This window comes from Shewanella sp. SM73, assembly GCF_025653795.1.
Classification (GTDB): Bacteria; Pseudomonadota; Gammaproteobacteria; order Enterobacterales; family Shewanellaceae; genus Shewanella; species Shewanella oncorhynchi.
Genome location: NZ_JAKKRY010000009.1, coordinates 1 through 22,282 on the forward strand (window position 1 = coordinate 1; position 22,282 = coordinate 22,282).

Below are 22,282 nucleotides of genomic sequence, written 5' to 3' on the forward strand. Positions count from 1 at the left end.
CTCCATAACGATAAGGCAAGGCTCAATTTTCGCGACAAAGGGCAGCAAGTCTTTGCGTCTAAGCATTTTCTTTTTGATTAACTTGCCTGCTTTATCGACACCAACAGCATGAAAAACAGACTTTGCGATATCTAAACCGATTGTAGTAATCTTCATAGGTGGACCCGTCCTCTTTCTGATGAGTTTTAGCGACTACATCGTGGCCCATTGCGAGGCCGATTAAAAGTGGATGGGTCCATTCCATTATCCCTAAAGACATATATCAGCAATAACAGGGTTTTGATTGACAAAAATGCTATCTTATTGTCTACAATGGAAATAATAAGGCTGAAAAACCAAGGATATTTATGCCCACTGACGTCGTATCAAGCCAAGCTACCCTGCTCAACAGTAAACAATTATATCGCATTTGCGAACTCGACCAATTAAGCACAGATTGCCAATCGACAGCAGAACTCACACCTCTCAATGATATTGTCGGCCAAGAACGCGCCCAGCAAGCGGTAGAGTTTGCAATGGGAATTAAAGAAAAGGGTTACAACATCTACGCCATAGGTCAGAACGGCCTCGGCAAACGGACCATGATGCTGCGTTACCTAAGCCGTCACGAGCCAAACGACCATACCCTGTACGATTGGTGCTATGTGGTTAATTTCGATGATACCCGTTGCCCTAAAGTGCTGAAACTGAGTGCAGGGACTGGGCTTGAATTTAAAAAAGCCGTCGAAAAGTTGATGCTTAAACTTGTCAAAGCTATGCCTTTAGCCTTTGATAATGAAATGTATTATGCCCGCACCGAAAAGCTCAAAAGCCAATTATCACAGAAACAAGAAGTCGCACTCACTGAATTAACCGAAGAAGCAAAACAAAAAGGCATCAGCCTCAGTTTAACCATGCAGGGCGACTATCAAATGGTAGCGCTCAATGGTGAAGAACCCCATGACGAAGCTTCATTCGAAGCATTGACAGAGACTGAACGTAGTCAATTTGAAAGTAATATCAATGGCCTAGAAGTTAAACTGCGCGGTATTATTCGCCAAATCACTGAATGGGAAGAAGAATTCAGCGACAAGCAGCAAGAGCATGACGAACAAGTCGCCAAAGAAGTATTAATCCATTTTATTAAGCCACTCAAAGATAAGTTCAAGCACCAGCCCGAAGCGCGGACTTTCTTAACCGGTATGCAGGCGGATATCTTAGACAATTTAGATATCTTTTTAGAAGAAAGTGAAGAACAACTGGGCCTAGCCTACGCTTCCCTTGAAAAGAAAATGCCCCGCCGCTACCAAGTTAACGTTTTGGTCGCTCAAGGGACTCAAAAATTCCCTATTGTCGTAGAAGAAAGCCCAAGTTATCACAGCCTATTTGGCTATGTGGAAAATGCTACCTTCAGGGGGACAGTGTTCACCGACTTCTCACTTATCCGCTCAGGCAGTCTGCACAAAGCTAACGGCGGCGTGTTATTGATGGATGCGGTAAAAGTGTTAGAACGCCCTTACGTGTGGGACGGGTTAAAACGCGCCCTGCGTTCACGCAAACTGGATTTAAGCTCACTCGAGCGGGAAGTGTCACTGTCGGGCACTATTTCATTAGCGCCTGAGCCTATCCCCTTAGATGTGAAAATTATTCTGTTTGGCGATCATGAAACTTATCAGCTGTTACAGCACTATGATCCTGACTTCAGTGAGTTATTCCGCGTTACCGCCGATTTTGAAGATGTGATGGACAGAACCTCAACTTCTGAGGCGCACTATGCCCGCTTTATTTCGAGCATAGTTCACGACAACAACATGCTGCACTGCGACCGCGCCGCCATAGCGCGCATCATTGAATACAGCTCGCGGGAAGCCGAAGACCAACAAAAACTGTCGCTACACTCGGCCAATATTGCCAACCTACTGCGGGAATCAAACTACTGCGCTAAATCGGCAGGCAGTCAGCAAATTTTAGTGCCGCACGTTGAGCAAGCACTGCGAAATCAAGAGCAAAGAGTCTCGCGTCTTCACGACAACATAATGCAAAGCTTTACCAACGGCACGACCTTGATTAGCACTCAGGGCAAAGTGGTTGGGCAAATCAATGCCTTATCCGTCATCTCGACCTCAGATCATCAGTTTGGTATGCCCAATCGCATCACAGCAACCACAGCCTTTGGTAAGGGTGAAGTGATGGATATCGAGCACAGAGTCAAACTTGGAGGCCGGATCCATTCTAAGGGCGTGTTGATCTTAACCGCTTATTTAGCCTCAGTTTTAGGTAAGACGGCGCAAATCCCGCTCACCACTTACCTCACCTTTGAGCAATCATACAGCGGTGTGGACGGTGACAGCGCGTCAATGGCCGAATGCTGCGCCATTATCTCGGCTATTAGCGAGCAAGCAATTAGGCAAGATATTGCCATCACAGGTTCGATGAACCAATTTGGTGAGGCTCAGCCCATTGGCGGCGTGAATGAAAAAATTGAAGGCTTCTTCGATGTCTGCAAAATAAAAGGCCGTACGCCGGAGCAAGGGGTGATTATTCCGGCCTCGAACATGGCCAACCTTATGCTGCGCAAAGACATTGTCGATGCAGTGGCACAGGGGAAATTCCATATTTGGGCTATTACCCATGTGACTCAAGCCATGGAATTGCTGCTTGGTAAAACCGCAGGAAGTTTGTCGCAAACGGCCACACCTAGCCAAGGGCAATATTCTCCCGAGAGCATTTTTGGCATCGCTCAGCAAAAGCTCACCGCACTCAGATCCTTAGTTAAAACGGATTAAATAAAAGGCACGAGATAAACGAAAAGGGTTAGCCAATGCTAACCCTTTCTTTATAAAGCTATTAAATGAAATTACACTAAGCTTGCTAGCATGTCATCGCTGTAAGGAACCAGTTCAACGCCATCACGAACGCGAGCAACATAGTCAGGATTGGCAATGAATGGGCGACCAATAGCAATCAAATCAAACTTATTCGCCGCAATCGCTTCACTGGCGGTTTCAGCGCTGTAGCTTCCAACTCCCACTAAGGTTTTGCCATAGTGTGCGCGCACATAGCTTGAAGCTCTGCCACCAAGATAATCGAATTCCATGCTGTCATCGAAAATCCCAATATGTACAAAAGCGATATCGCGGGATTCCAGCTCAGGCAAGAAGTAATCGAATACTTCGCGGTCACGACTATCTGCCGCCATATTGAAATAAGCCCCTGGAGAAATCCGTAAACCGGTTCTGTCTTTGCCGATACAAGCCACAACAGCATCGACAACCTCAAGCGCAAAACGGGACATATTGGCAGGTGTTCCACCGTATTCATCGGTGCGGCGATTGCTGTCATGGTGCAAGAAAGTGTCAATCAAATAACCATTTGCACCGTGGATTTCGACGCCATCGAACCCAGCTTCAATGGCATTTTCCGCCGCTTTGGCGTAATCACGCACTAGGCCTTGAATATCCTCAAGTGTGGCAGGTTTTGGTGTGACATAAGTCAGTTCGCGCATTCTTGGCACGCTGCCTTCAATTTTCTGCGCTGATGCCGCAAGCACATCGCCACCACCGAAAAAGTGTGGATGAGCGACGCGGCCCGTATGCCATAACTGCACAAAAATCTTACCGCCATTGGCATGTACCGCATCGGTCACTTTACGCCAGCCAGCAATTTGCGCTTGAGTAAAAATACCAGGGGTATTTGGGTAACCTTGAGCATCGGGACGAATAATAGTCGCCTCTGTGATGATCAAACCCGCTTCGGCGCGGCGTGCATAATAGGCAACCATATCATCGGTCGGCACTAAATCGGCATCCGCCATACAACGGGTTAAAGGTGCCATTAAAATACGATTATTTAAGGTAATAGTGTCATTAAGTGAGTAGGTATCGAACAGATTTTCCAATGAATTTGGCGTGGTTTGTGTGGTCATTTTCTCAGTTCCATTCTTGAATATGCATTCAAGATATTATTATTTGAACGATCATTCAAGTTCATTTTTGAATGTTTGTTCAAATTTAGGTAGAATCTGGCCTAAGCGTTTCTATACAAGTGAATTAAATTCGATGCGTAATGCAGAGTTCGACCGAGAACAGGTACTTCGCGGCGCTATGGCCGCCTTCATGCACAAGGGTTACACCAAAACGAGCATGCAAGATCTTACTCAAGCCACGGGATTACATCCGGGGTCGATTTACTGTGCCTTCACTAATAAACGCGGGTTATTAATCGCGGCCATTGAGCAATATCAACTCGACAGAAACGAGCAATTCAACAATCTATTCGGCAATGGCGAGAATGTGCTGACTAATTTGAAAACCTACTTAGATCATCTCGTTATTGAATGTCTGAGTTGCGATAGCGCCCAAGCTTGCTTACTGACAAAAGCGTTAAATGAAATTGCAGAGCAAGATGTTGAGATCCGGGACATCATCAATCAGTATCTACAATCTTGGCAGCAAGCACTCACACTACAATTTGCCACCGCAACGTTACAAAGACTCCTCCAAGGCAATCGCAGCAGCGAGCAAAGAGCCCAATATTTAATGATGGGAATTTATGGTTTAAGAACCTTCGCCCACACCCATCCTAATGCCGAAACCTTACAGTACCTTGCAGACCAATTAATGGCAGAAGTCTGCCATTAAAGTGCGTTAATTTGTGGGACAGTAAATATCTGAATGACTAACCGAATATGATTAGGCGAACAAGCGCTAACATTAATAGAAATAGATGTATTGAATAGAATTTTTGCAGAAGATGTCGGGACGATAATTTAGCAAAGCGAATTATTCGTCCCAAGAATGACGATTAGTTTAAAATGTTAACCTATATTAGCTTGAGCAAACACTCGCTCGCCTAATGAATTCAATATCTTACACTCACCTTCAAGTACAGCAATGATAGATTTTCCCTTGCGGAAACTTGCAGGTATCATCACACGCCCAGCTTCACTCACTGGCAAATTACCTAATACGGCGTTGTGCATAATTAACCCTACGGGCGCATCATAATATAAAACAGTTACAGTCGCTTGATTTGCTTGCATCACATTTAACTCACATTAAGCAGCATCTACTGCGTTATATTTACGTCGCAAGAGAGCTCCCTGTCCTTAACATTTTAAAATATCCAGAAAGATATTTTAAACATTTTAAATCAATTGCTTAAGGTCTTATTCAAATTTTATGATTTTTTATTGGATACAATACTGTCTTATACTGTACACCTTGGGCTATTTAAGCACTTCGGCAAAAAGATGCCAATCTATTTCTATTATGTTAATCAATTACCCACTATCGATCACATATAAGACACAAATAAAGATGCGTTTTTATGCATTTTTTAGAGTAAATAACCTAAATTTGAGTTATCAGTAATCTACTTAGCTTTAAATCCCACTCGAAATCCGCCCCAATGTTTACCGTTTACAAAAATGGGTACCGACAAGTCGTGCATCACTTCGCCCGTATCGCGTTTATAAGTTTGCAATAGCACAGGTTCAGTATGGGCGCCGCAACGGATCCCTGTCGGATCATTAAACAAGCGTTTGGTTCGATTGTGCACCATATCAACCTCAACTTTGCCTGTCAGTGCTTGGCTAAAGCGTTTATTATGGGTCGGAAAATAACCTTTCCTATCAACGGCTCCCGCATAAATAATTTCGCTGTGTTTTGCCAGAATGGGCTCTTGAATTGTTGGAAAATGCTGATCGGTATAACGATCGAAAGCCGTGCTGTATTTCTGCGGCTGAGTATTGGTAATAGGTTGGTATTTAGGATTAAACAAATCAGCCTCGCTAAAACTGCCACTGGCTAAACCTTGTGCTAACTTGTCACCGCACGCTTTAGCTGCAACATTCGCCAATTGCAGAACCTGCTGATCGAAGGTTTGTGTATCCCATTTAGACAGCGCTTTAAAAATACCCTCAGTGGTCAAGGATAAAGTAAAGGCCTGCTCGGATACGCTATGACTCTGTTTACCCGTCGAATTTAACGAGTCACGTATTTGAGTCACCGAGCGGCTAATGTCGTTAGTAGTGTTGTTATATTGTTTGAGTGAATCTTCCATATCACCTAAGGCATGGGCCGATTGGGTCACAGAAGCCGAAATCTCAGTGAAGTGCGCGTCTAACTCGCCCATAGCCGCGACCACATCGGCGGTTTGCGTTACGACCCTTTCCATCAGCCCAGAAGTTTTATCCGTTTCACTGCGGATTTCTAATAGCATTTTGCCAATATCTTGGGTTGCACCCGCGGTTTTACCCGCAAGGCTGCGTACTTCGTCTGCCACTACCGCAAAACCTCGACCCTGCTCTCCCGCACGAGCCGCTTCGATGGCCGCATTTAACGCCAACAGATTAGTTTGCTCGGCAACGGAGTTAATCACTTCGGTAATTTTTTGGATTTCTTCGGCTCTTGATTTAAGCGCCTGCACTTGCTCAGCGGCAGTATCAATATCCGTACTCAGTGAACGAATAGCCGCAACACCTTTCTGAGCTTGACTTCGTCCCTGCACGCTAACGCGCTCAGCCTCTTGAGCTTGGCCTAAAATATCGGCGGCATTATCACCAAGTTGGGCCGTAGTGTGGCTCAATTGCCCTGCAGCAACAGCAATGGCACTGGCATGCTCGCCATTTGATTCAATTGATTTATTCAATAAATCAATAAAATGCGACACCTCAGCCGAACCGATAGCAATTTTGCTGGTTTGCACACTAATGTCGTGGGCGGGAATGCTTTGCTCTTGTAATGCCTTAATGTTTGCCTCATCGGTGTCGAGCTTAGCCTTAGATGCGCGCAAACACACCCACACCACTAAGCCACAGGCAAGAACGCCCAAGATCAACGCCTGCACAATACTCGGAAGATGCAGTCCCTCAAGTAATAAACTCCCTAGAGTGACCAGTATGAAACTGATGAAAATTAAAATTTTGTGCTGTATTTCCATATACTTCCCGTAACTGCGCAAGGTAAAAATGAAAGGGAAATGCTAAGAGTCGAATCATTAGCCTTCGTTCAGTTGGTATCAATTACAGCGGCTATTGCTTACAACTGACGAGGGAGGGCTAACTATGATAGCGCTCAAGATTTATAGTTTTAGTCTATTTCTCTGAATAAGCTAGATAATTTATCTCGCTAAATAAACAAAGTAGAAGTTAGCTATCATCAACAGTCTCACGAGCGTATGGCATTAGACATTAGTATTAATCTATCGCGATATAGTCCTAGCCTATCTAAAAGCGGATCTTCCTTGATAAAACCAACTTTGCCCTGAAATGCGTGCCCCGTCGCCTTCTAGGTAATAAATCACATAGGGACGACTGCACTTATGCCAAGAAAACTGCTAATATCGGCGCAATTTTTTTGAGCTAACGAGATCAAGATGGGCAGAGCATATCAAAACAAGAAAGAATCCATGGCGAAAACAGCCGGTCAAAAAACCCGCATTTATTCACGCTACGGTAAAGAGATTTACGTTGTCGCTAAGCAAGGCGGCGTTGAGCCCGATGGAAACTTATCACTGCGTCGCTTAATTGAACGCGCTAAGAAAGACCAAGTGCCTGCGCATGTTATTGAACGCGCAATTGAAAAAGCCAAAGGCGGCGGTGGTGAAGATTACGATACCGCCCGTTACGAAGGTTTTGGTCCTGGCAACTGCATGGTCATTGTTGACTGCTTAACCGATAACGTAAAACGTACCTTCACCGAAGTGCGTCAAGCCTTCGTGAAAAACGATGCCAAACTCGGCGGCCCTGGTACAGTTGGCCACATGTTTGATCATCAAGCCGTGTTCGTGTTTGCGGGTGATGACGAAGATGCGATTTTAGAACTGCTGATGATGGCTGACGTTGATGTAAGCGATGTTGAGCTGGAAGATGGCTTAATCACAGTTTACGCGCCGCACACTGAGTACTTTAAAGTCAAAACAGCGCTGACCGAAGCGATGCCAGAGGTTAACTTTGAATTTGACAATATCACCTTCGTACCGCAGGACATGACTAAAGTTGAAGGTGAAGATGTCGTTATGTTTGAAAAGTTTATTGCCGCACTTGAAGATTGTGACGACGTACAAAACGTCTATCACAATGCGGAAATTGATGACTAAACGTTTCTTTCGCCTGAAACAAAAACGCAGCCAAGAGCTGCGTTTTTTATTTATAGATCAAAATATTAAGCTTCAATAAAGCAGCCATGAAACCCTAGTGGCAATACCCTGTTCATTTGAGCTGAAGCGATGGGGCCCGCACTGATATCACTGGCACGAAACAAAGACAAACCAGACTGTGCATTATGGTAATCGAGCCAAGTCATCAGTAAATAGGCTTCGTGCTGCTCAGTGGCGGGGATATAGAGCGGCTCTTCGGCAATTTTGCCTTTGCCAAGATAAAACGCGCTATAGCTCGCGTCGCCAAGTGTATCCGCACTGTGCTTGCTGCTGTCTTTTGCATTATGAATACAATACAGAGTGTTACTTAGCCCTGATTCAGAGTCAGATTCTGCTTCATATTTAAAGTTAGAGCTGGAGCCAGAGTTAACAGCTGAATCTGATCTTGCTCCAACGCCAAATAACGGAGCAAACGCCGAAGCCCCACCTGTTTTCTCTGCAAACGCTTTTTCACCGCTAGTTTGTTTCTTACTCATAATGTGCTGCGAAAACTGGGGGAACTCCATCATCACGCCGCTGCGCTTAATACGTGCAGAGAAAGACAAGGTCTCCGCAAACTGCGCTTTGCTAGCTGCTGTGAGTGGTACTGTGAGCGGTACTGTGATAGTCACTAACTCTGCATGGGGTGTCTTAGTTTTACGCTCCCCCGTCAGTAACCCCTTCATCCCTTGGGTTAAAATAGCTGAATTGGGATAGAGGCAAAGCTGCACAGAAAGTTCGTCATTCTTCTCAATGGCTTGACCAAAGTGAAACACAAATCCCGCAGGTAGCAGGTATAACTGGCGCACGCTAAAATCAGCTTTGTCGATGACTAGTAATTGCGATGGCAATTCGGGGCGCCATTTAAAGGCATCAACATAGGTTTCGCCCTCTTCATACACGCAGGATGAAATGTAAAACACCAGCTTATTCTCACTCTGCGCGAAGGCATGTAAGTAACTCGCCTGTGGCAATTCAATCACTTCCATTCTGGCTATGCTGTCATCGGGTGCCACTTGATACACAAGTAATTGCTTCTCACCACCGACATACCAGACGCCAAAATTCCATAGTCCACCTTGTCCATCATCGAGTGGATGGGCGGAAAAGGGTAAACCCTTAAACTTGTCGCCAAAGCTTTTAACACCAAGCGTGGTTAAGGTCTGAGCATCGAGTCGATAGGGTGACCCCGCCTCCCATAAAGCGAGCAACTCGCCGTGGCGCGGCAATAAACTGGTATTGGCCACATTCAAGTCATCGTTATTTCGAATAGGTAAAGCATTGGGGATCACTGTGCCTGCGGTCGTGTACTTAAACGCGCCAGCGGCCTCTTCGACTTTAAACTTCTTTGTTTGGATGAACTTGGCCTGATGCTGAATTTGCCCATTGCTCACACTAAACTGTTGCACCATGCCATCGCCATCGAACCAATGCTGATATGCCTTACCTGCCCGAGACATTTTCGCTGGCCCATTACGATATAGATTCCCACTCAACTGCGCTGGCCACTCACCCGAAACCTGCATAGTCAGTGGCTGATAGTCACCTTCAGCACCACTAAATCCAATAGCCCAAGGCTCACGTGCGACCGTTTGTGCGCTATCCAGCGCCAATAACTTATCCACTGAATTGGCCCAAACAGCGGTCGTCATTAGGACGGCTGAGCCTGCTAGAAATTGACGTCTATCCATGGTGCAGCCCCCTCTTAGCGAATGTGTATAGTGATTTGAGCATCGGCCTGCAAACTAAAGCTGGCGTCTTTAAAGCTCGCAGGTCCAAAACTGCCGGCGTTATTGCTAAAGCCATAGCCTTCACTCGGCACACCTAACATATTGGTATCTAAACTGTGATTGTTGTTTTCATCATGAAAGACCTTTACCGCGTATTGGCCATCGGCGAGATCGCTAAATACCAGCCTATGCTCTGTCTTAGTGACGGGTTTTATCATAGACGCGCTAGGATTATGGCCTGCAGCGTAATCCTCGGCATTGGCATAAAGCTCAACCATCAAGGCGCCGGTTTGTACTTGAATATTATCGATATCGACAGTCAAGGTATGTGCCTGGCTCTCAGCCGACATGCTTCCTGCCGACACACTTCCAGCCGACAAGAGCGAGCAAGCTAAGCCTGCGCCCCAAATCGCTGATAACGCCCTTTTCGTCTTATTAGCTTGGGAAAACTGTGTTTTTGTCATAGCCGAGTTCACGTGTTTCATGTCTTACTCCTGTTATTTGCGCTCATAAGTAACTGCGATGGAGTTAGCTTAAAAAATCACAGGACGAAAAACAGGTGCCAAAAGTCATGAAACAAAATGATAACAACATGACTTTTGGCATAGTGACATCTGGCGGTGATACCCTAGAATGGTCGGCAGAATTGGATTAAGGAATAGACATTCGTGCTAGAAAATCGATTAGCGAAAGAAGAAAACATGTTGATTGCCGCTGGAGTGCTCACTTGGGCATTAGTCGCTTGGGTTGGGATAAACCAAGCCGCATTACATACATGGCAAGGCATGCTCAATGTAACACTTTATGGGCTGTATTTAGTGCAATTTATACTGATAGCTACCGATAAAGTTGCGCATAATAATATTCAACTTCGCCGCATAACCACGCTAGTGATGCCGTTGACCGTGATGAGCTTAATGCTCACAGCAAACAACGCATTACTGCCTATCCTCTTCGTCATTTGGGCGTCACTGTTGCCTGAGTTTTTTAGTCGTCGCCAAGCCATTTCACAGCTAGTGTTGGTCAATGTTGTTTATTACCTACTGCAGCAATGGCAATTGCATGAACAAAGCAATGTGTTCAATATTTTGATTTATCTTGGTTTTCAATTCTTTGCCTACAGCAGTAGCCAAGCAAGGCTTTCTGAACGTAAATCACGTTTGATACAAGAACAGCTAAACCAACAACTTATTGCCACTCGCGCGCTGCTGAGCCAAGCCAGCGAACAGCAAGAAAGATTAAGGATATCACGCGATTTGCACGACATTCTCGGCCACCAACTCACAGCGCTTTCCCTGCAATTGGAAGTACTAAGCCATACAGCGCCCGAGGAGCTCAAACCTCAAGTTAACCAAAGTAAATCCTTAGCTAAAGAGCTACTTGAAAGTATTCGCGCCGTCGTCAGGGCGCAAAGAGTGCAAGTCGGATTGGATTTAGTCCCACCTTTAGAGGCACTGATGACCCGCTTACCCAACGTGACTCTTAACTGCAAAGGGATGAAGCCACTGCAATCAGCCGAACTGACTCAGGCACTACTGTTAGTGCTGCATGAAGGCATCAGCAACGCCGTTCGTCACGGCAAGGCGAATCAACTGCAATTGAGCATGCAAGACTCCCAAAGCGCGCTGGTATTGCAACTAAGCGACAACGGCATGGGGCTAACACGGGGAGCCGCGCGAAACGCATCAGCTAAAAGCGGCACAGGGCTAAACGGTACAGGACAGTTCGGCACTGGGCAGTTCGGTACTGGGCTCGGCGGCATGCAGGAAAGGCTACAACCCTTTAATGGCACCTTGGAGTTAAGGGCAAATGACTCGGCGTCCGGTTGCCAACTCACCCTCACACTCCCAGCACTCGCTTAACTTTTTATTAAAAAAATCTTTGGAATAGCTATGGATATGCAAAACAACATCATCAGTGTCGGTTTAGTGGAAGATCAGCAATTGGTTCGCCAAGGGATCGCTAGCCTGCTCGCTATTTCCGTCAACATTCGCGTGTTATGGCAAGCCGAAGACGGTCAAGATGCACTCAAAAAGCTTGCCAGCAATCCCGTCGATGTGCTGCTCAGTGATATCCGTATGCCAAATCTTGATGGTATCGCCATGCTCAAACAGATACGGCAAAGTGCCAATCGCTTACCTGTCATCATGTTAACCACCTTCGACGACAGTGAGTTATTCCTCAATAGTTTACAGGCGGGAGCCAACGGCTTTTTGCTCAAGGACGTGTCACTCGACAAGTTACTGCACGCCATCGAAACCGTCGCCAAAGGCGGCTACTTGATAGAGCCTTCGGTACTCAAACAGATGAGTGAGCCTAAACCTACACCTAGCGTTGGGGTAACTAGAAATGAATTATTGTCGGAACGGGAGCGGGAAATTCTCAGTTTTATGGCGGGCGGCTTCTCCAACAAGGAAATCGCCAATGCGGTATTTTTAGCCGAGGGCACAGTGAAGAATCATGTCTCTAACATACTCACTAAACTCGATTGCCGAGACCGTACCCAAGCTGTGCTCAAGGGATTACAACTGGCATTGATTTAACCCATTAGCATTAAACCAAACCCGATTGCCAACAAAAAGGACCATTTAAGGCCCTTTTTGTGCTCATCTAAAGCGATGAGTTATGGCTAAAACCTAACGAAGATCCATCTCTTGGATAATTTCATGGGCAATAGCTGGCGTTGTACAGCTCGGGGTTTCATGCAAATCCGCTTTTAGCTGACCTTTACGGTGCTTAAGTGCTGCATCTAATTTTTTCGATGCGGCTTTGATTGCTGGGTACATAACCTCATCGGTACCTGAAGCAGAAATACGGCTTCCTTCATAATTCGTACGAAGCTCAACCTGATACTCGCCATGCTCTTTCGCAATAATAATGTCCAGTGCGATCAGAGAGGGGAAATGGGTGGCGATTTTTGCAAATTTTTCGTTAACATCTTCTCTAATAGAATCAGTAACATCGACGTGGTGACCAGAAATATTTATTTTCATAGGTTGTCCCTTTTAGTGTCATTACTTTTATTTTTGCTTCACTAATAGAGCTTGGGGCATGCAGGATAAAACACAAGGGTTATTGGCAAATATTTCGGTCAACTCAGGTATTAGCATCTCCTAAATGTGACCTCCATCAAGAAGTCAAAAATAAAACAGCGAGAAAAACATGATTAAGTGATTGATTTATAAACAGGCATTAATAATAAATCAATCACAAAATGCAATACGACATAAGGTAAATACGCTTAATATTTACGTTGCACACTCTGCTGCCAAAACTGTTGGGACAAATGATGCGTCTTGGTCGATAAACGCGACACTTGATCACCCCGCGCTGCCGCATCGAGCGTCTGCTCTAAACTCTGCTGAGCCAAGTCGCTGATCACATGGATGGCTCGGCTAATTTCTGCGGCCACCGAAGTCTGCTGCGTCATCGCCGCCGCATTATCATCACTCAAAGAATTAATTCGCGAAATAGATGAAAGCAACTCGCCAAAAGCCACACTCGCATCTTGCGCTAAGCTTACCGAACGTTTTACCTGTTCCTGCCCCGCCATCATGGTCGAGGTCGCCCTTTGAGTGCTTTCCCTAAAACGGCTAACAATTAACTCAATTTGCGAGGTGGATTGGCTAGTACGACTCGATAACTGCCTGACCTCATCGGCCACCACGGCAAAACCACGACCACTCTCCCCTGCCCGTGCCGCTTCAATTGCCGCATTTAAGGCTAATAAGTTAGTTTGGTCGGCAATGGCACGTATGACTTCGAGCACTTGGTGAATCGCACTGCTATCTTGTTCAATAGCTTGTACAACATCGGAAAAGTGGCTCACTTGTACACTTAACTGATGTATCGCATCAATAACCGTTTCTAAACGAGAATGCCCGCGTTGAGCCGCCTCATGGCTCGACACCATTTCCGAGGCAGTGCGATGAATGTTTCCCGTTACTTCAGCAAAACTGGCACTCATCTGCTCCATCGCAGTCGCAGCTTGCGTGGTTTGTTCACTCTGACTATCGGCATGCTCCCAAGTGTTTGTAATGGTTTGTTTAAGGCTGACACTTTGTGCTTGGATCTCACTGGCAGAATCAGCCATACGGCCAACAACGCCACCAATTTCAGTGATCAAAAAACGTAGGGCGAGGTCTAATTTACCGATCTCATCTTGGCGGCCGGTGTACACGCCCGTAGCGACGGGATCGTCAATAATGTTAGTTGCCATAGACACAAGCTTTTGCAGCGGCTGCATCAGGTAATACCATGCTAGGCACGCGAGACTCATTCCCACCATCGCGGCAACTATGGGGGAATAACTGGCAATTATCGCCGTAGCCGTAATCGAAACCAACATGGCCAGCAGTATTTTGCCACTGAAACCTAACCTATCTTTACGCAACACTTTAGGTTGCTTGCCCTGATTAATATCACTGTAAATACTCTCAGCGGCTTTAATCTGCTCAGGGGTAGCTTGGCGACGAACAGATTGATACTCATGAACTTTATCATCTTCATACACAGGCGCGACGTAGGCATTCACCCAATAATAGCCGCCCGTTTTGGTGCGATTTTTAACTATCCCCATCCAAGGCTTGCCCTGCTTAATTCGCTCCCAGAGGATCTTAAATGCAGCCGCAGGCATATCTTGATGGCGCACTATATTATGTGGATTCCCTTGCAACTCAGCAACACTAAACCCACTGATCTGCGAAAAGGTCTGATTCACATATTTAATGTTTCCCTTCAGATCCGTCGTTGATAGTAAAATCGCATTATCTGACAGGTGTGTTTCACCATTTGTAGAATTTTTATGCATAGGGTTATCAGGCTAGGTCTCGGTAAAAAAGATAACGCATTCTGCCAAAACCGTCGCCTATCAAAATTGATAAAGCTCACATTGGCAGCATAAAAATTAACCTAATGCTAAACAAGCAGTAACCACTAAACACATATCAACAAATAAAAACAAACAATTGTGACAGGGCGCTCGTTACGCTACATACGTTAAACTCGTCACCCTACACTCGCTAAAGCAGATCAGCTTAAGATCACAAATTCACATTCGAATCTAAATGATATCGTTTATCATTTGGATTAACTAAGTTATACTTCTCGCGGTTAGCTATCTACTGCTATAGAAATGCATTCGTCGTTAAGCCAAAAAGCTCAAGCACACTTTGCAGAATCAACAGTAGCGGATAGCCATAACAGACCCATATTGGCTCGAAATGAGAAGTGGCACTTATGTCTAATACACCCGCGTTTGAAACCTCAACGCAATCTTCTACAACCCAAATGCGCTCGTTCTCGCTGATTTCGCGGGGAATTGTGCAATGGTTTAAGCAAGAGCAATCGCAGTTTGCCTTCAAAGTCTTTACCCGTGCGAGTGCCGCTCTACTGGCGGGTTATGTTGCTGCTGCAACCTTAGCTTGCCTGCTGACATTAGTACTACCTATGCCGCGCTTTGAAAGCACGATAACGGCCAATATGTTAGCTTTCCTGTTTTATGCCATCGCTATTATTTATGCCTTTTGTGTGCGTAAAACTTGGCATGCGTGGCGAGATTTAGGCTTAGTGAGTTTGTTATGTTTTGGATTGATCAAGGTATGTGGGCAATAAGATGAAAGAAACATTTTTTAGAACTTTATCTTGGCTACATACCTGGGCAGGCTTGCTGGTATGTTGGGTATTATTGTTGATCTTTTTTGCGGGTAGCTTGAGCTATTTTCGCCATGAGATCAGCCTTTGGAATGAACCCGAATTACACAAAGGGGTTTATCAAGACTACCGAGCCGATACCCTCGAAAACCAATTAGATAAAGGTCAAAGTTACATAGAAGCGCATTCGCCGGCAACAGCGCAGCGCTGGATGATAGGTTTTCCAACTGAACGAACCCCCTTTCAAAGCGTTAGCTGGCAACTGCCACCAGAAAAAGGTCAGCGTCGTGGCAAGACTGAAGAACATGTAGCCTTAGCAGATGGCAGCGGCATGATCTCTGAAGTGCGTGAGAGTCGCGGCGGTGATTTCTTCTATCGTCTGCACTTTGACTTGCACTATATGTCCGCTATTACAGCCCGCTATATCGTCGGCGTTTGCACTATGTTTATGCTGATCGCCCTTATCAGTGGCATAGTGATCCACAAACGGATCTTCAAAGATTTGTTCAGTTTTAGACGGGATAAAGGCGCTCGCTCTTGGCTAGACGCGCACAATGTGAGCTCTGTCATCGCCCTACCCTACCATTTGATGATCACTTATACAGGGCTTATTACCCTAATGCTTATCTATATCCCATGGACGGTTAATACCGCCTATTCGGGTGATAACCAAACTTTTTTAAAAGAACTTAATCCCGCCAGACAAACCGAGAAAGCCGCGGGGATTAGTGCGCCACAGGTGCAACTGAGCCAATTACTACCTCAAGTGAAAGCCGCATGGGGCGATGCGCCAATTAAGCAAGTGATAGTGTCATACCCTAAAGATCAAAATAGCCAAGTGACCTTTTACCAAAACACAGGTAAAGATGTGACCGATGAAGCCAATATTTTGATATTCAACGGGGTAAATGGTGAGCTTAAATATGCCAGCCCGCACGAAGCCTCTGGAGCATCCGCGACTTACGATACTATGATGTCGCTGCACACGGCACGTTTTGCCGCACCGCTGCTAAGATTTTTATTCTTTTTCTGCGGTTTATTAGGCTGCGCTATGATCGCGACAGGCACTTTGATGTGGGCCATTCGTCTACGTCAAAAACAGCAAAAATTGATCGATAAGGGCGAGAAACCAAGCTTTGGATTACGTTTAGTTGAAGGGTTAAACTTCATGTTTATCTTAGGATTACCCTTAGGCACTGTAGCCTTCTTTTACGCCAATCGTCTCTTATCGACAAGTTTTGCAAGCCGCTCTGAATGGGAAGTTCACAGTTTCTTTATCGCGTTAGCGGCAATGGGAGTTTGGGCTTTCTTGGGTCGTTCACGTCGCCAGTGGCAAACCGCATTACGACTCACAGGGATTTTGTGCTGTGCGCTGCCCGTGCTCAATGCCTTCACATCACCAAGCAATATCATCGACAATATCCAATCCCATCAATGGGCTTTAGTCGGATTTGACGTGCTCGCAGTGCTACTTGGTGGCGCTATGCTATTTGCCAGTAAAAGAGTGACTTTGATTGCTAAGGCCTCCACTAAACGCCCAGAAAAAGCAAAAAATGCACGTAGAAGCGAATCCCAAACATCCCTTGCCAACGACCTTAGCTCGTCATCTTCATTGGAGGAAGCCAAATCATGATGCCAGAATTTATTCCCCTACTTGGGATCTTAGGTTTGAGTTATCTTTCCCTCGCCCTGTTTGCCTTAGCTAAATTTGGTCACTTCAAGGATGTGTTCAATCGTCCACCAGCACAATGGCAAAGTCGTTTGCTAACCTTGTTTGCTTGGTTACTACTAGCATTTAGCTTAAGTGCCTGCGCGAGCGATCAGGGCTGGGCCTACGGGAGCATTTTGTTTATGGGAATAATTTCCCTCGCGGCAATGCTGGTCATCCTAACGTTAAGCTACAGCCCGCGCCATTTACCGATAGGAATCGTCACTGGCAGCGTGCTCACTGGCACTCTATTACTGAGTGCTGGGATCTAATGTCCAGCTAACACTGGCATGGCGATCATGGCTAAGTGAGCACCGCTAGGCTATAGTGCCCTGATGTCCTTCAGATAGGAGAAAATAATGGGCTTTAACTTAACGGTTAACTGGCAAACCTCGCCCGCCGAAGAAGGCGAATTTTGTCGAGACCACAGTATTACCTTTGGCAGCGGCCAGACGATTCAAGCCTCGTCGGCACCGGAATACAAAGGCAATGGGCAAAATGTCAATCCAGAGGAAAGCCTGTTGGCTGCATTATCCTCATGCCATATGTTGACCTTTCTAGCGATTGCGCATCTTAAGCGCTTACCTGTAACCTCTTATGTGGATAATGCCACTGCAGAGCTGGGTAAAAACGAGGCGGGCAAGTTGGCCGTGACAAAGATGGTGCTCAATCCTAAGGTCATTTTCGCTGAAGGGGTCGAAGTCAGCCAAGAAACCCTTGAGAAAATTCACGAGAAAGCACATGCAAATTGCTTTATCGCTAATAGTTTAGCAACAGATATTCAAATCAAGTTTTAGGATTTGAGCAGATCTTTATGGCCCGCTGATGGTTTTCTTAAGCGGGCTTTTTTATTGCCGCACCGTAAATTAATAGCTGTCTGAATCATTGCTATCATCGAATTATCCGCGCCACCTAACCATCCACAGAGTCTAACTTTTCACCATTATTCAGCTCAGGTCCAGCTTTTAAACAGTACGATAGAAGCCAATCTTAGCTTGGTATCATCTGTTGGAGTTAAAAGATGCACATTCAACCACTGCGAAATTCCCCGTCTGTCAGCCCACAAAAAAATGTCTCCACTGCTGAATTCACACAAGTTAACAATGCCGTTCAAACCAGCGCACCCGCGTCAACTGATACAGTAACGCTTTCTAACGATGCAAAACAATTGGCGGCGAATACGCAAAAACCAGCAGAAATGCCAGCACTGAGGGATAACATAGAAACCTTAGTCGAATTGAAACACGCGAAGATGAAGTATCAAGTGATCGCCGACATGACCAATTTAGCGACAGGAACGAGCCAAGGGATTTCAGCACCAACGGCCTATTATCTAAGCCATAACGAAGACGCGAGAGCAATGACAGTGAATCACCTTGCCCAACAACAGCAAGTGAACACTATGCAAACCTATGCGGAAACAAGTAAAAATGGGAATAGAAGTATTAATGAATGGGCATAAAAATGGGTGTTGTCTCGGGAACCAAGAGACAACACCCTAACTTTGTACGCGGACATGCTAGCCGAGATACCTTAAATTTCGGTTAAATACTGAATTTAAATATCAATTACTTAGCTTTAATATCCTGTGCCATACCTTTTACAGGCAAAGGTTGCACTTTTAAGGCTGGGATTGGCTGTTTAACCAACTCATCCTTCAAATAACTTATTGCAGTTTCAAGCTGCGCATCTTTGCCATTAAAGGTAGCGAAAGGTAAGTTATCAACTTCAATATCCGGCGTTACGCCATGGCCTTCAAGCACCCAGCGGCCATCCATTGCATACTGTGGATACTCGGCCACCCGCGCCATCCCTTTATCGGTCAACGCATTTCGCCCAGATAACCACACACCCGCACCTGCCGTTTGCTTACCAATTAAGGGCGCAATACCGAGTGCTTTAATCCCTGCGGAGAAGGTTTCGCCGTCGGAATAGGTCAGTTCATCGGTTAACACCACTAAATGACCGCGGAAGGTTTGTTGCATATTGGTGTTTGGCGTGCCGTGGGTCGGTTGCCAAAACGCCCAAGCGCGGCGTAGTAACTTCTCGATAATCCAACTGTCAATATTGCCACCGCGGTTACGGCGAACATCGATAATCAAACCCTCTTTATCGTAGTTGGCATAAAACTCACGGGCGAAACTTTCAATATCACCACCGCCCATGGCATATAAGTGCAAATAACCCATCTTGCCCTGACTTACATCCTCGACCACAGCCGCATTATGGCTCACCCAATCTAAGTAACGTAATTGACTGTCCACCACAGCACTAACGGGCATGACGATGGTTTTATGGGTTTGGCTACCACGCTTAAGCTGTAGTAATACTTGCTTATCCTGTTGATTGCGCAGAAGACGCGTGACGTCGGCCACATTCACTACTGGCGTGCCATTAATAGCCAACAGCATATCGCCTTCTTTAGCATCGACTTCGATACGATTTAACGGTGATGCATTAGCAGGTAACTCAGGATCGTTACTGTAAATGTGCGCAATTTTAACGCCATCTGCAGTTTGTTGTAGGCGCGCGCCAAGGCTTGCCGCTTTAGCCGCATCGGGATCTTGAGGTATGTCACCACCGCGCACCTGTGAGTGCAAAGAATCTAACTCGCCCATCATTTGCATGAAGATGTCATTCAGTTCGTTACGATCGGTCAGGCGATCGAGCAAAGGCTGATACTTAGCCTTAGTGGCTTGCCAATCGAGGCCGCGCATCTTCTTGTCGAAGAAAGATTCTCGGTGCATCAACCAAGCATCTTCAAACATTTGTTGCCATTCAAGCTGGGGATAAATCGCTAACTGCCATTGTTCCGTTTGCACTTTGGCATTATCCGTATCACCTAATTTATCACCGCCGTCCACAATCAGGAGTGATTTATCATTACTGTGCTTGCGTAGCATCAGCTTCTTACCATCGGCAGAAACCTCATATTGGCCAATGTCCTCGGCAAAAACCTCGGCTTTGGGGCTTAATCGGTCAAATTTGATGGTCATTAAATTAGGTGCGACATCGTCGCCAATAGCTTGATCTAACAAATAAAGTCTATCATCGACGACGCGCAGCTTACTGTAATTGCCTGAATCGACAGGCACTTGCCATAAACGCTGAGAGATCCCCGCCCAATCGATTTTCACTGGACTCGGTTTATCCTTAGCATCGGTTTTTTCAACTTGATTCGATTCGAGTTCATTGGGTTTACTAAAGGGAAATTTGGCATTTTTGACCAGTGCGATGGCAAAAATTTGGCTGCGTTTATCAAACACAGGGCCCATGTTTCTATCGCCCCAAGGTGAACTTGGTGTTGCGCTGAATTGGCGATTCGATAGGAAATATAGCCACTGGCCGTCACTGCTAAAGGTTGGCGAATAGGACTCGTATTTGTCGCTTGTGAGCATCTCGGCCTTATTTTCATCCACAGAATACAGGACGATTTGCGGACGTTGTTTACCGATTTCCGACTTAGTTAATGCAATAAAACGGCTGTCACCGGACCAGCGGATATCGGCGTAAGGCCCAAGTCCCTCGCCGTTAGTGATTATTTTTTGATTAGTATTTTTCTTTAAGTCGAGCAGCCAAACGTTACCATCGTTATCGTCATGGGCGATAAATCGACCGTCACTGGACAAATTAAGACTCATTCTTAAAGTATGACCGTCTTTGGTTAACTGTTTAGCGCCACTGCTGCCATCAGCAGGGAATTGCCAAATTTCCTGCTGACCTGTCATGTCGCTAATCGCATAAACCGACTTGCCATCTTGGCTCAACACAGCTTCCCTAACGCGATAAGTCCCCGGCAGTGCAACTTGAACTAAACGCGATCCATCAACACCCGCGATCGCCACGTGGCTGCGGGCGGTAATCACCACTTTATCGCCAGCGGGGGCAAAATTAGTCGAAGAAGCGTAATCCATAGGATCTTTTACCCAATGCTCACGGCGCTCGGCAAAATCAGAAGTGAGTTCAATATTGAGTAACGAGTCTTTAGCGGCCGCAATATCAAACACATGGATATCCGCACCTAACTGGAATACCACTTTGCCTTGGTCCATCCGCGCACCGCGGACTTGCCAATCTTTAAATTGAGTCAACTGTTTTGCATCTGAACCATCGAGTGCCATCGACCAGAGGTTGTCGTTGCCATCGCTGTCGCTGATAAAATAGAGTCTGTCCTGCCATAGCATAGGTTGGCGCACTGAGCCGTCGTGTTGGCCGCTGAGCAACTGTGCTTCGGTTTTGCTGCCGAGTTTAAAGCGCCATAATTCGCCTTTTGCGCCGCCACGGTACACTTTGGCGTTATCGCCAGTCACTTGCAGACCAAAGCGGATGACGTACACGTATTCGTTGCGATCATCAATCACACCTTCGACCGCATCGGCTAAGGGTAAATCTGTAGTGGTGAGGGTTTGAGGATCGACGCTGCGCAGCATCCAATTATTAGCAGGACCAAAACCAGTGTCGGTAGAATATAAAATCTCGCCTTTGGCAGTCCAGCCCTGAACTCGTACACGGCTATTCTCAAAACTCACCCGTTTAGCCACACCGCCCGTAATGGGGATCACATACACTTCGCTCGCGCCTTCATAGTTGGCAACATAAGCAACCCACTTACCGTCGGCCGAAATAGTCGCCCCTAGCTCTTCCGCAGGTAAACTCGTTAAGCGAGTAGCCGCTTTTTGACCTAAGGTCTGAGTCCATAAATCCCCTTCTGCAGTAAAGACTAAGGTTTGATCGTGCAACGCGGGCGCACGGTAATACCCTTGATTGCTCACCGCATCGGCAGCGATGGTTTGGAACGCTGTTAATGTGCCTAGGGCAAGCATACAGCAGGCGACAGAATGGCGAAGTTTCATGTATGACCTCTATCCTATTGTTATTTTTTAGCAATAGACTCTTTACTACGAGATTTTGCTAGCAGATTTAGCGAAGAAATTCTTGCCATGGGCTTTTGTAAAAAACCACAATCAAGTCCAAAGCATGACAATTGAGCCCAACAAGCTAGCAGAATTTGATAGAGAGTTCAGTAACTTCAAGTCAGAGAAGTTTTAGCAAATGTGTCACATCTTAAATCGCG

At 46.0% G+C, this 22,282-nt stretch carries 18 protein-coding genes and 1 pseudogene; 10 read left to right on the forward strand and 9 right to left on the reverse strand.

Translation table 11 applies throughout. The features are described 5' to 3' along the window. Positions 1-156, reverse strand: a pseudogene (locus tag L5M51_RS13440) (IS110 family transposase); the annotation flags it as partial. 191 nt (positions 157-347) lie between these two features. Between L5M51_RS13440 and L5M51_RS13445 the strand changes: the two are divergent. Beyond that, a complete protein-coding gene (locus L5M51_RS13445) occupies positions 348-2,765 on the forward strand; it encodes a Lon protease family protein (protein ID WP_263146134.1) in 2,418 nt (805 codons plus the stop codon). A gap of 71 nt (positions 2,766-2,836) precedes the next feature. Here the strand turns inward: L5M51_RS13445 and L5M51_RS13450 are convergent, their stop codons facing one another. Beyond that, positions 2,837-3,904, reverse strand: coding sequence for an alkene reductase (locus L5M51_RS13450; protein WP_263146132.1), 1,068 nt, complete (start codon positions 3,902-3,904; stop codon positions 2,837-2,839). A gap of 133 nt (positions 3,905-4,037) precedes the next feature. On the opposite strand from L5M51_RS13450, the gene L5M51_RS13455 reads away from it, so the two are divergent. Beyond that, on the forward strand, positions 4,038-4,619 hold the full coding sequence (locus tag L5M51_RS13455; protein WP_263146130.1) for a TetR/AcrR family transcriptional regulator: 582 nt from the start codon (positions 4,038-4,040) through the stop codon (positions 4,617-4,619). Between the two features lie 176 nt (positions 4,620-4,795). Here the strand turns inward: L5M51_RS13455 and L5M51_RS13460 are convergent, their stop codons facing one another. Next, a complete protein-coding gene (locus L5M51_RS13460; RefSeq protein WP_028760777.1) occupies positions 4,796-5,020 on the reverse strand; it encodes a TIGR02922 family protein in 225 nt (74 codons plus the stop codon). 332 nt (positions 5,021-5,352) lie between these two features. After that, on the reverse strand, positions 5,353-6,921 hold the full coding sequence (locus tag L5M51_RS13465) for a methyl-accepting chemotaxis protein (protein WP_263146127.1): 1,569 nt from the start codon (positions 6,919-6,921) through the stop codon (positions 5,353-5,355). Positions 6,922-7,356: 435 nt separating this feature from the next. Between L5M51_RS13465 and L5M51_RS13470 the strand changes: the two genes are divergently transcribed. Continuing rightward, positions 7,357-8,079 (forward strand): YebC/PmpR family DNA-binding transcriptional regulator, encoded by a 723-nt coding sequence (locus L5M51_RS13470; protein WP_028760779.1) that lies wholly within the window; start codon positions 7,357-7,359, stop codon positions 8,077-8,079. Positions 8,080-8,144: 65 nt separating this feature from the next. Here L5M51_RS13470 and L5M51_RS13475 read toward each other — a convergent pair whose 3' ends face one another. Beyond that, entirely contained in the window at positions 8,145-9,809 is a 1,665-nt protein-coding gene (locus tag L5M51_RS13475; RefSeq protein WP_263173276.1) for a carotenoid oxygenase family protein, read from the reverse strand. A 14-nt stretch (positions 9,810-9,823) separates the two neighbouring features. Continuing rightward, complete coding sequence (locus L5M51_RS13480) at positions 9,824-10,333, reverse strand: DUF2141 domain-containing protein (RefSeq protein WP_219234069.1); 510 nt, start codon at positions 10,331-10,333, stop codon at positions 9,824-9,826. Positions 10,334-10,516: 183 nt separating this feature from the next. Between L5M51_RS13480 and L5M51_RS13485 the strand changes: the two genes are divergently transcribed. Together L5M51_RS13485 and L5M51_RS13490 are read left to right on the forward strand one after the other, a co-directional pair. Next, entirely contained in the window at positions 10,517-11,710 is a 1,194-nt protein-coding gene (locus L5M51_RS13485) for a sensor histidine kinase (RefSeq protein WP_263146120.1), read from the forward strand. Positions 11,711-11,740: 30 nt separating this feature from the next. Beyond that, positions 11,741-12,391 carry a response regulator transcription factor gene (locus L5M51_RS13490; protein WP_263173280.1) on the forward strand — a complete coding sequence of 217 codons (651 nt, stop codon included), beginning with the start codon at positions 11,741-11,743 and terminating at the stop codon, positions 12,389-12,391. A gap of 93 nt (positions 12,392-12,484) precedes the next feature. Here L5M51_RS13490 and hpf read toward each other — a convergent pair whose 3' ends face one another. Next, a complete protein-coding gene (gene hpf / locus L5M51_RS13495; RefSeq protein ID WP_028760784.1) occupies positions 12,485-12,841 on the reverse strand; it encodes a ribosome hibernation-promoting factor, HPF/YfiA family in 357 nt (118 codons plus the stop codon). A gap of 248 nt (positions 12,842-13,089) precedes the next feature. Then, positions 13,090-14,658, reverse strand: a complete 1,569-nt coding sequence (locus tag L5M51_RS13500; protein WP_263173282.1) for a methyl-accepting chemotaxis protein — start codon at positions 14,656-14,658, stop codon at positions 13,090-13,092. A gap of 428 nt (positions 14,659-15,086) precedes the next feature. Between L5M51_RS13500 and L5M51_RS13505 the strand changes: the two genes are divergently transcribed. From L5M51_RS13505 to L5M51_RS13525, 5 genes are all read left to right on the forward strand, one after another. Continuing rightward, a complete protein-coding gene (locus L5M51_RS13505) occupies positions 15,087-15,461 on the forward strand; it encodes a DUF3649 domain-containing protein (protein ID WP_263173285.1) in 375 nt (124 codons plus the stop codon). Between the two features lies 1 nt (position 15,462). Next, positions 15,463-17,133, forward strand: coding sequence for a PepSY-associated TM helix domain-containing protein (locus tag L5M51_RS13510; protein WP_263146112.1), 1,671 nt, complete (start codon positions 15,463-15,465; stop codon positions 17,131-17,133). After that, a complete protein-coding gene (locus L5M51_RS13515; protein WP_113940646.1) occupies positions 17,130-17,480 on the forward strand; it encodes a DUF3325 domain-containing protein in 351 nt (116 codons plus the stop codon). Before L5M51_RS13510 ends, L5M51_RS13515 begins: the two co-directional genes overlap by 4 nt. Positions 17,481-17,567: 87 nt before the next feature. After that, positions 17,568-18,005, forward strand: a complete 438-nt coding sequence (locus L5M51_RS13520) for an OsmC family protein (RefSeq protein ID WP_028760789.1) — start codon at positions 17,568-17,570, stop codon at positions 18,003-18,005. A gap of 224 nt (positions 18,006-18,229) precedes the next feature. Then, on the forward strand, positions 18,230-18,670 hold the full coding sequence (locus tag L5M51_RS13525; RefSeq protein WP_263173287.1) for a hypothetical protein: 441 nt from the start codon (positions 18,230-18,232) through the stop codon (positions 18,668-18,670). Between the two features lie 106 nt (positions 18,671-18,776). Here the strand turns inward: L5M51_RS13525 and L5M51_RS13530 are convergent, their stop codons facing one another. Next, positions 18,777-22,061 carry a S41 family peptidase gene (locus L5M51_RS13530; RefSeq protein ID WP_263173289.1) on the reverse strand — a complete coding sequence of 1,095 codons (3,285 nt, stop codon included), beginning with the start codon at positions 22,059-22,061 and terminating at the stop codon, positions 18,777-18,779. Between the last annotated feature and the right edge of the window lie 221 nt (positions 22,062-22,282).

What these genes read in the sequence shown, in the direction of transcription:
- L5M51_RS13445 (WP_263146134.1), top strand. Translation starts at nt 348, where the DNA reads ATGCCCACTGACGTCGTATCAAGCCAAGCTACCCTGCTCAACAGTAAA.
- L5M51_RS13450 (WP_263146132.1), bottom strand. Translation starts at nt 3,904, where the DNA reads ATGACCACACAAACCACGCCAAATTCATTGGAAAATCTGTTCGATACC.
- L5M51_RS13455 (WP_263146130.1), top strand. Translation starts at nt 4,038, where the DNA reads ATGCGTAATGCAGAGTTCGACCGAGAACAGGTACTTCGCGGCGCTATG.
- L5M51_RS13460 (WP_028760777.1), bottom strand. Translation starts at nt 5,020, where the DNA reads ATGCAAGCAAATCAAGCGACTGTAACTGTTTTATATTATGATGCGCCC.
- L5M51_RS13465 (WP_263146127.1), bottom strand. Translation starts at nt 6,921, where the DNA reads ATGGAAATACAGCACAAAATTTTAATTTTCATCAGTTTCATACTGGTC.
- L5M51_RS13470 (WP_028760779.1), top strand. Translation starts at nt 7,357, where the DNA reads ATGGGCAGAGCATATCAAAACAAGAAAGAATCCATGGCGAAAACAGCC.
- L5M51_RS13475 (WP_263173276.1), bottom strand. Translation starts at nt 9,809, where the DNA reads ATGGATAGACGTCAATTTCTAGCAGGCTCAGCCGTCCTAATGACGACC.
- L5M51_RS13480 (WP_219234069.1), bottom strand. Translation starts at nt 10,333, where the DNA reads ATGAAACACGTGAACTCGGCTATGACAAAAACACAGTTTTCCCAAGCT.
- L5M51_RS13490 (WP_263173280.1), top strand. Translation starts at nt 11,741, where the DNA reads ATGGATATGCAAAACAACATCATCAGTGTCGGTTTAGTGGAAGATCAG.
- hpf (WP_028760784.1), bottom strand. Translation starts at nt 12,841, where the DNA reads ATGAAAATAAATATTTCTGGTCACCACGTCGATGTTACTGATTCTATT.
- L5M51_RS13500 (WP_263173282.1), bottom strand. Translation starts at nt 14,658, where the DNA reads ATGCATAAAAATTCTACAAATGGTGAAACACACCTGTCAGATAATGCG.
- L5M51_RS13505 (WP_263173285.1), top strand. Translation starts at nt 15,087, where the DNA reads ATGTCTAATACACCCGCGTTTGAAACCTCAACGCAATCTTCTACAACC.
- L5M51_RS13510 (WP_263146112.1), top strand. Translation starts at nt 15,463, where the DNA reads ATGAAAGAAACATTTTTTAGAACTTTATCTTGGCTACATACCTGGGCA.
- L5M51_RS13515 (WP_113940646.1), top strand. Translation starts at nt 17,130, where the DNA reads ATGATGCCAGAATTTATTCCCCTACTTGGGATCTTAGGTTTGAGTTAT.
- L5M51_RS13520 (WP_028760789.1), top strand. Translation starts at nt 17,568, where the DNA reads ATGGGCTTTAACTTAACGGTTAACTGGCAAACCTCGCCCGCCGAAGAA.
- L5M51_RS13525 (WP_263173287.1), top strand. Translation starts at nt 18,230, where the DNA reads ATGCACATTCAACCACTGCGAAATTCCCCGTCTGTCAGCCCACAAAAA.
- L5M51_RS13530 (WP_263173289.1), bottom strand. Translation starts at nt 22,061, where the DNA reads ATGAAACTTCGCCATTCTGTCGCCTGCTGTATGCTTGCCCTAGGCACA.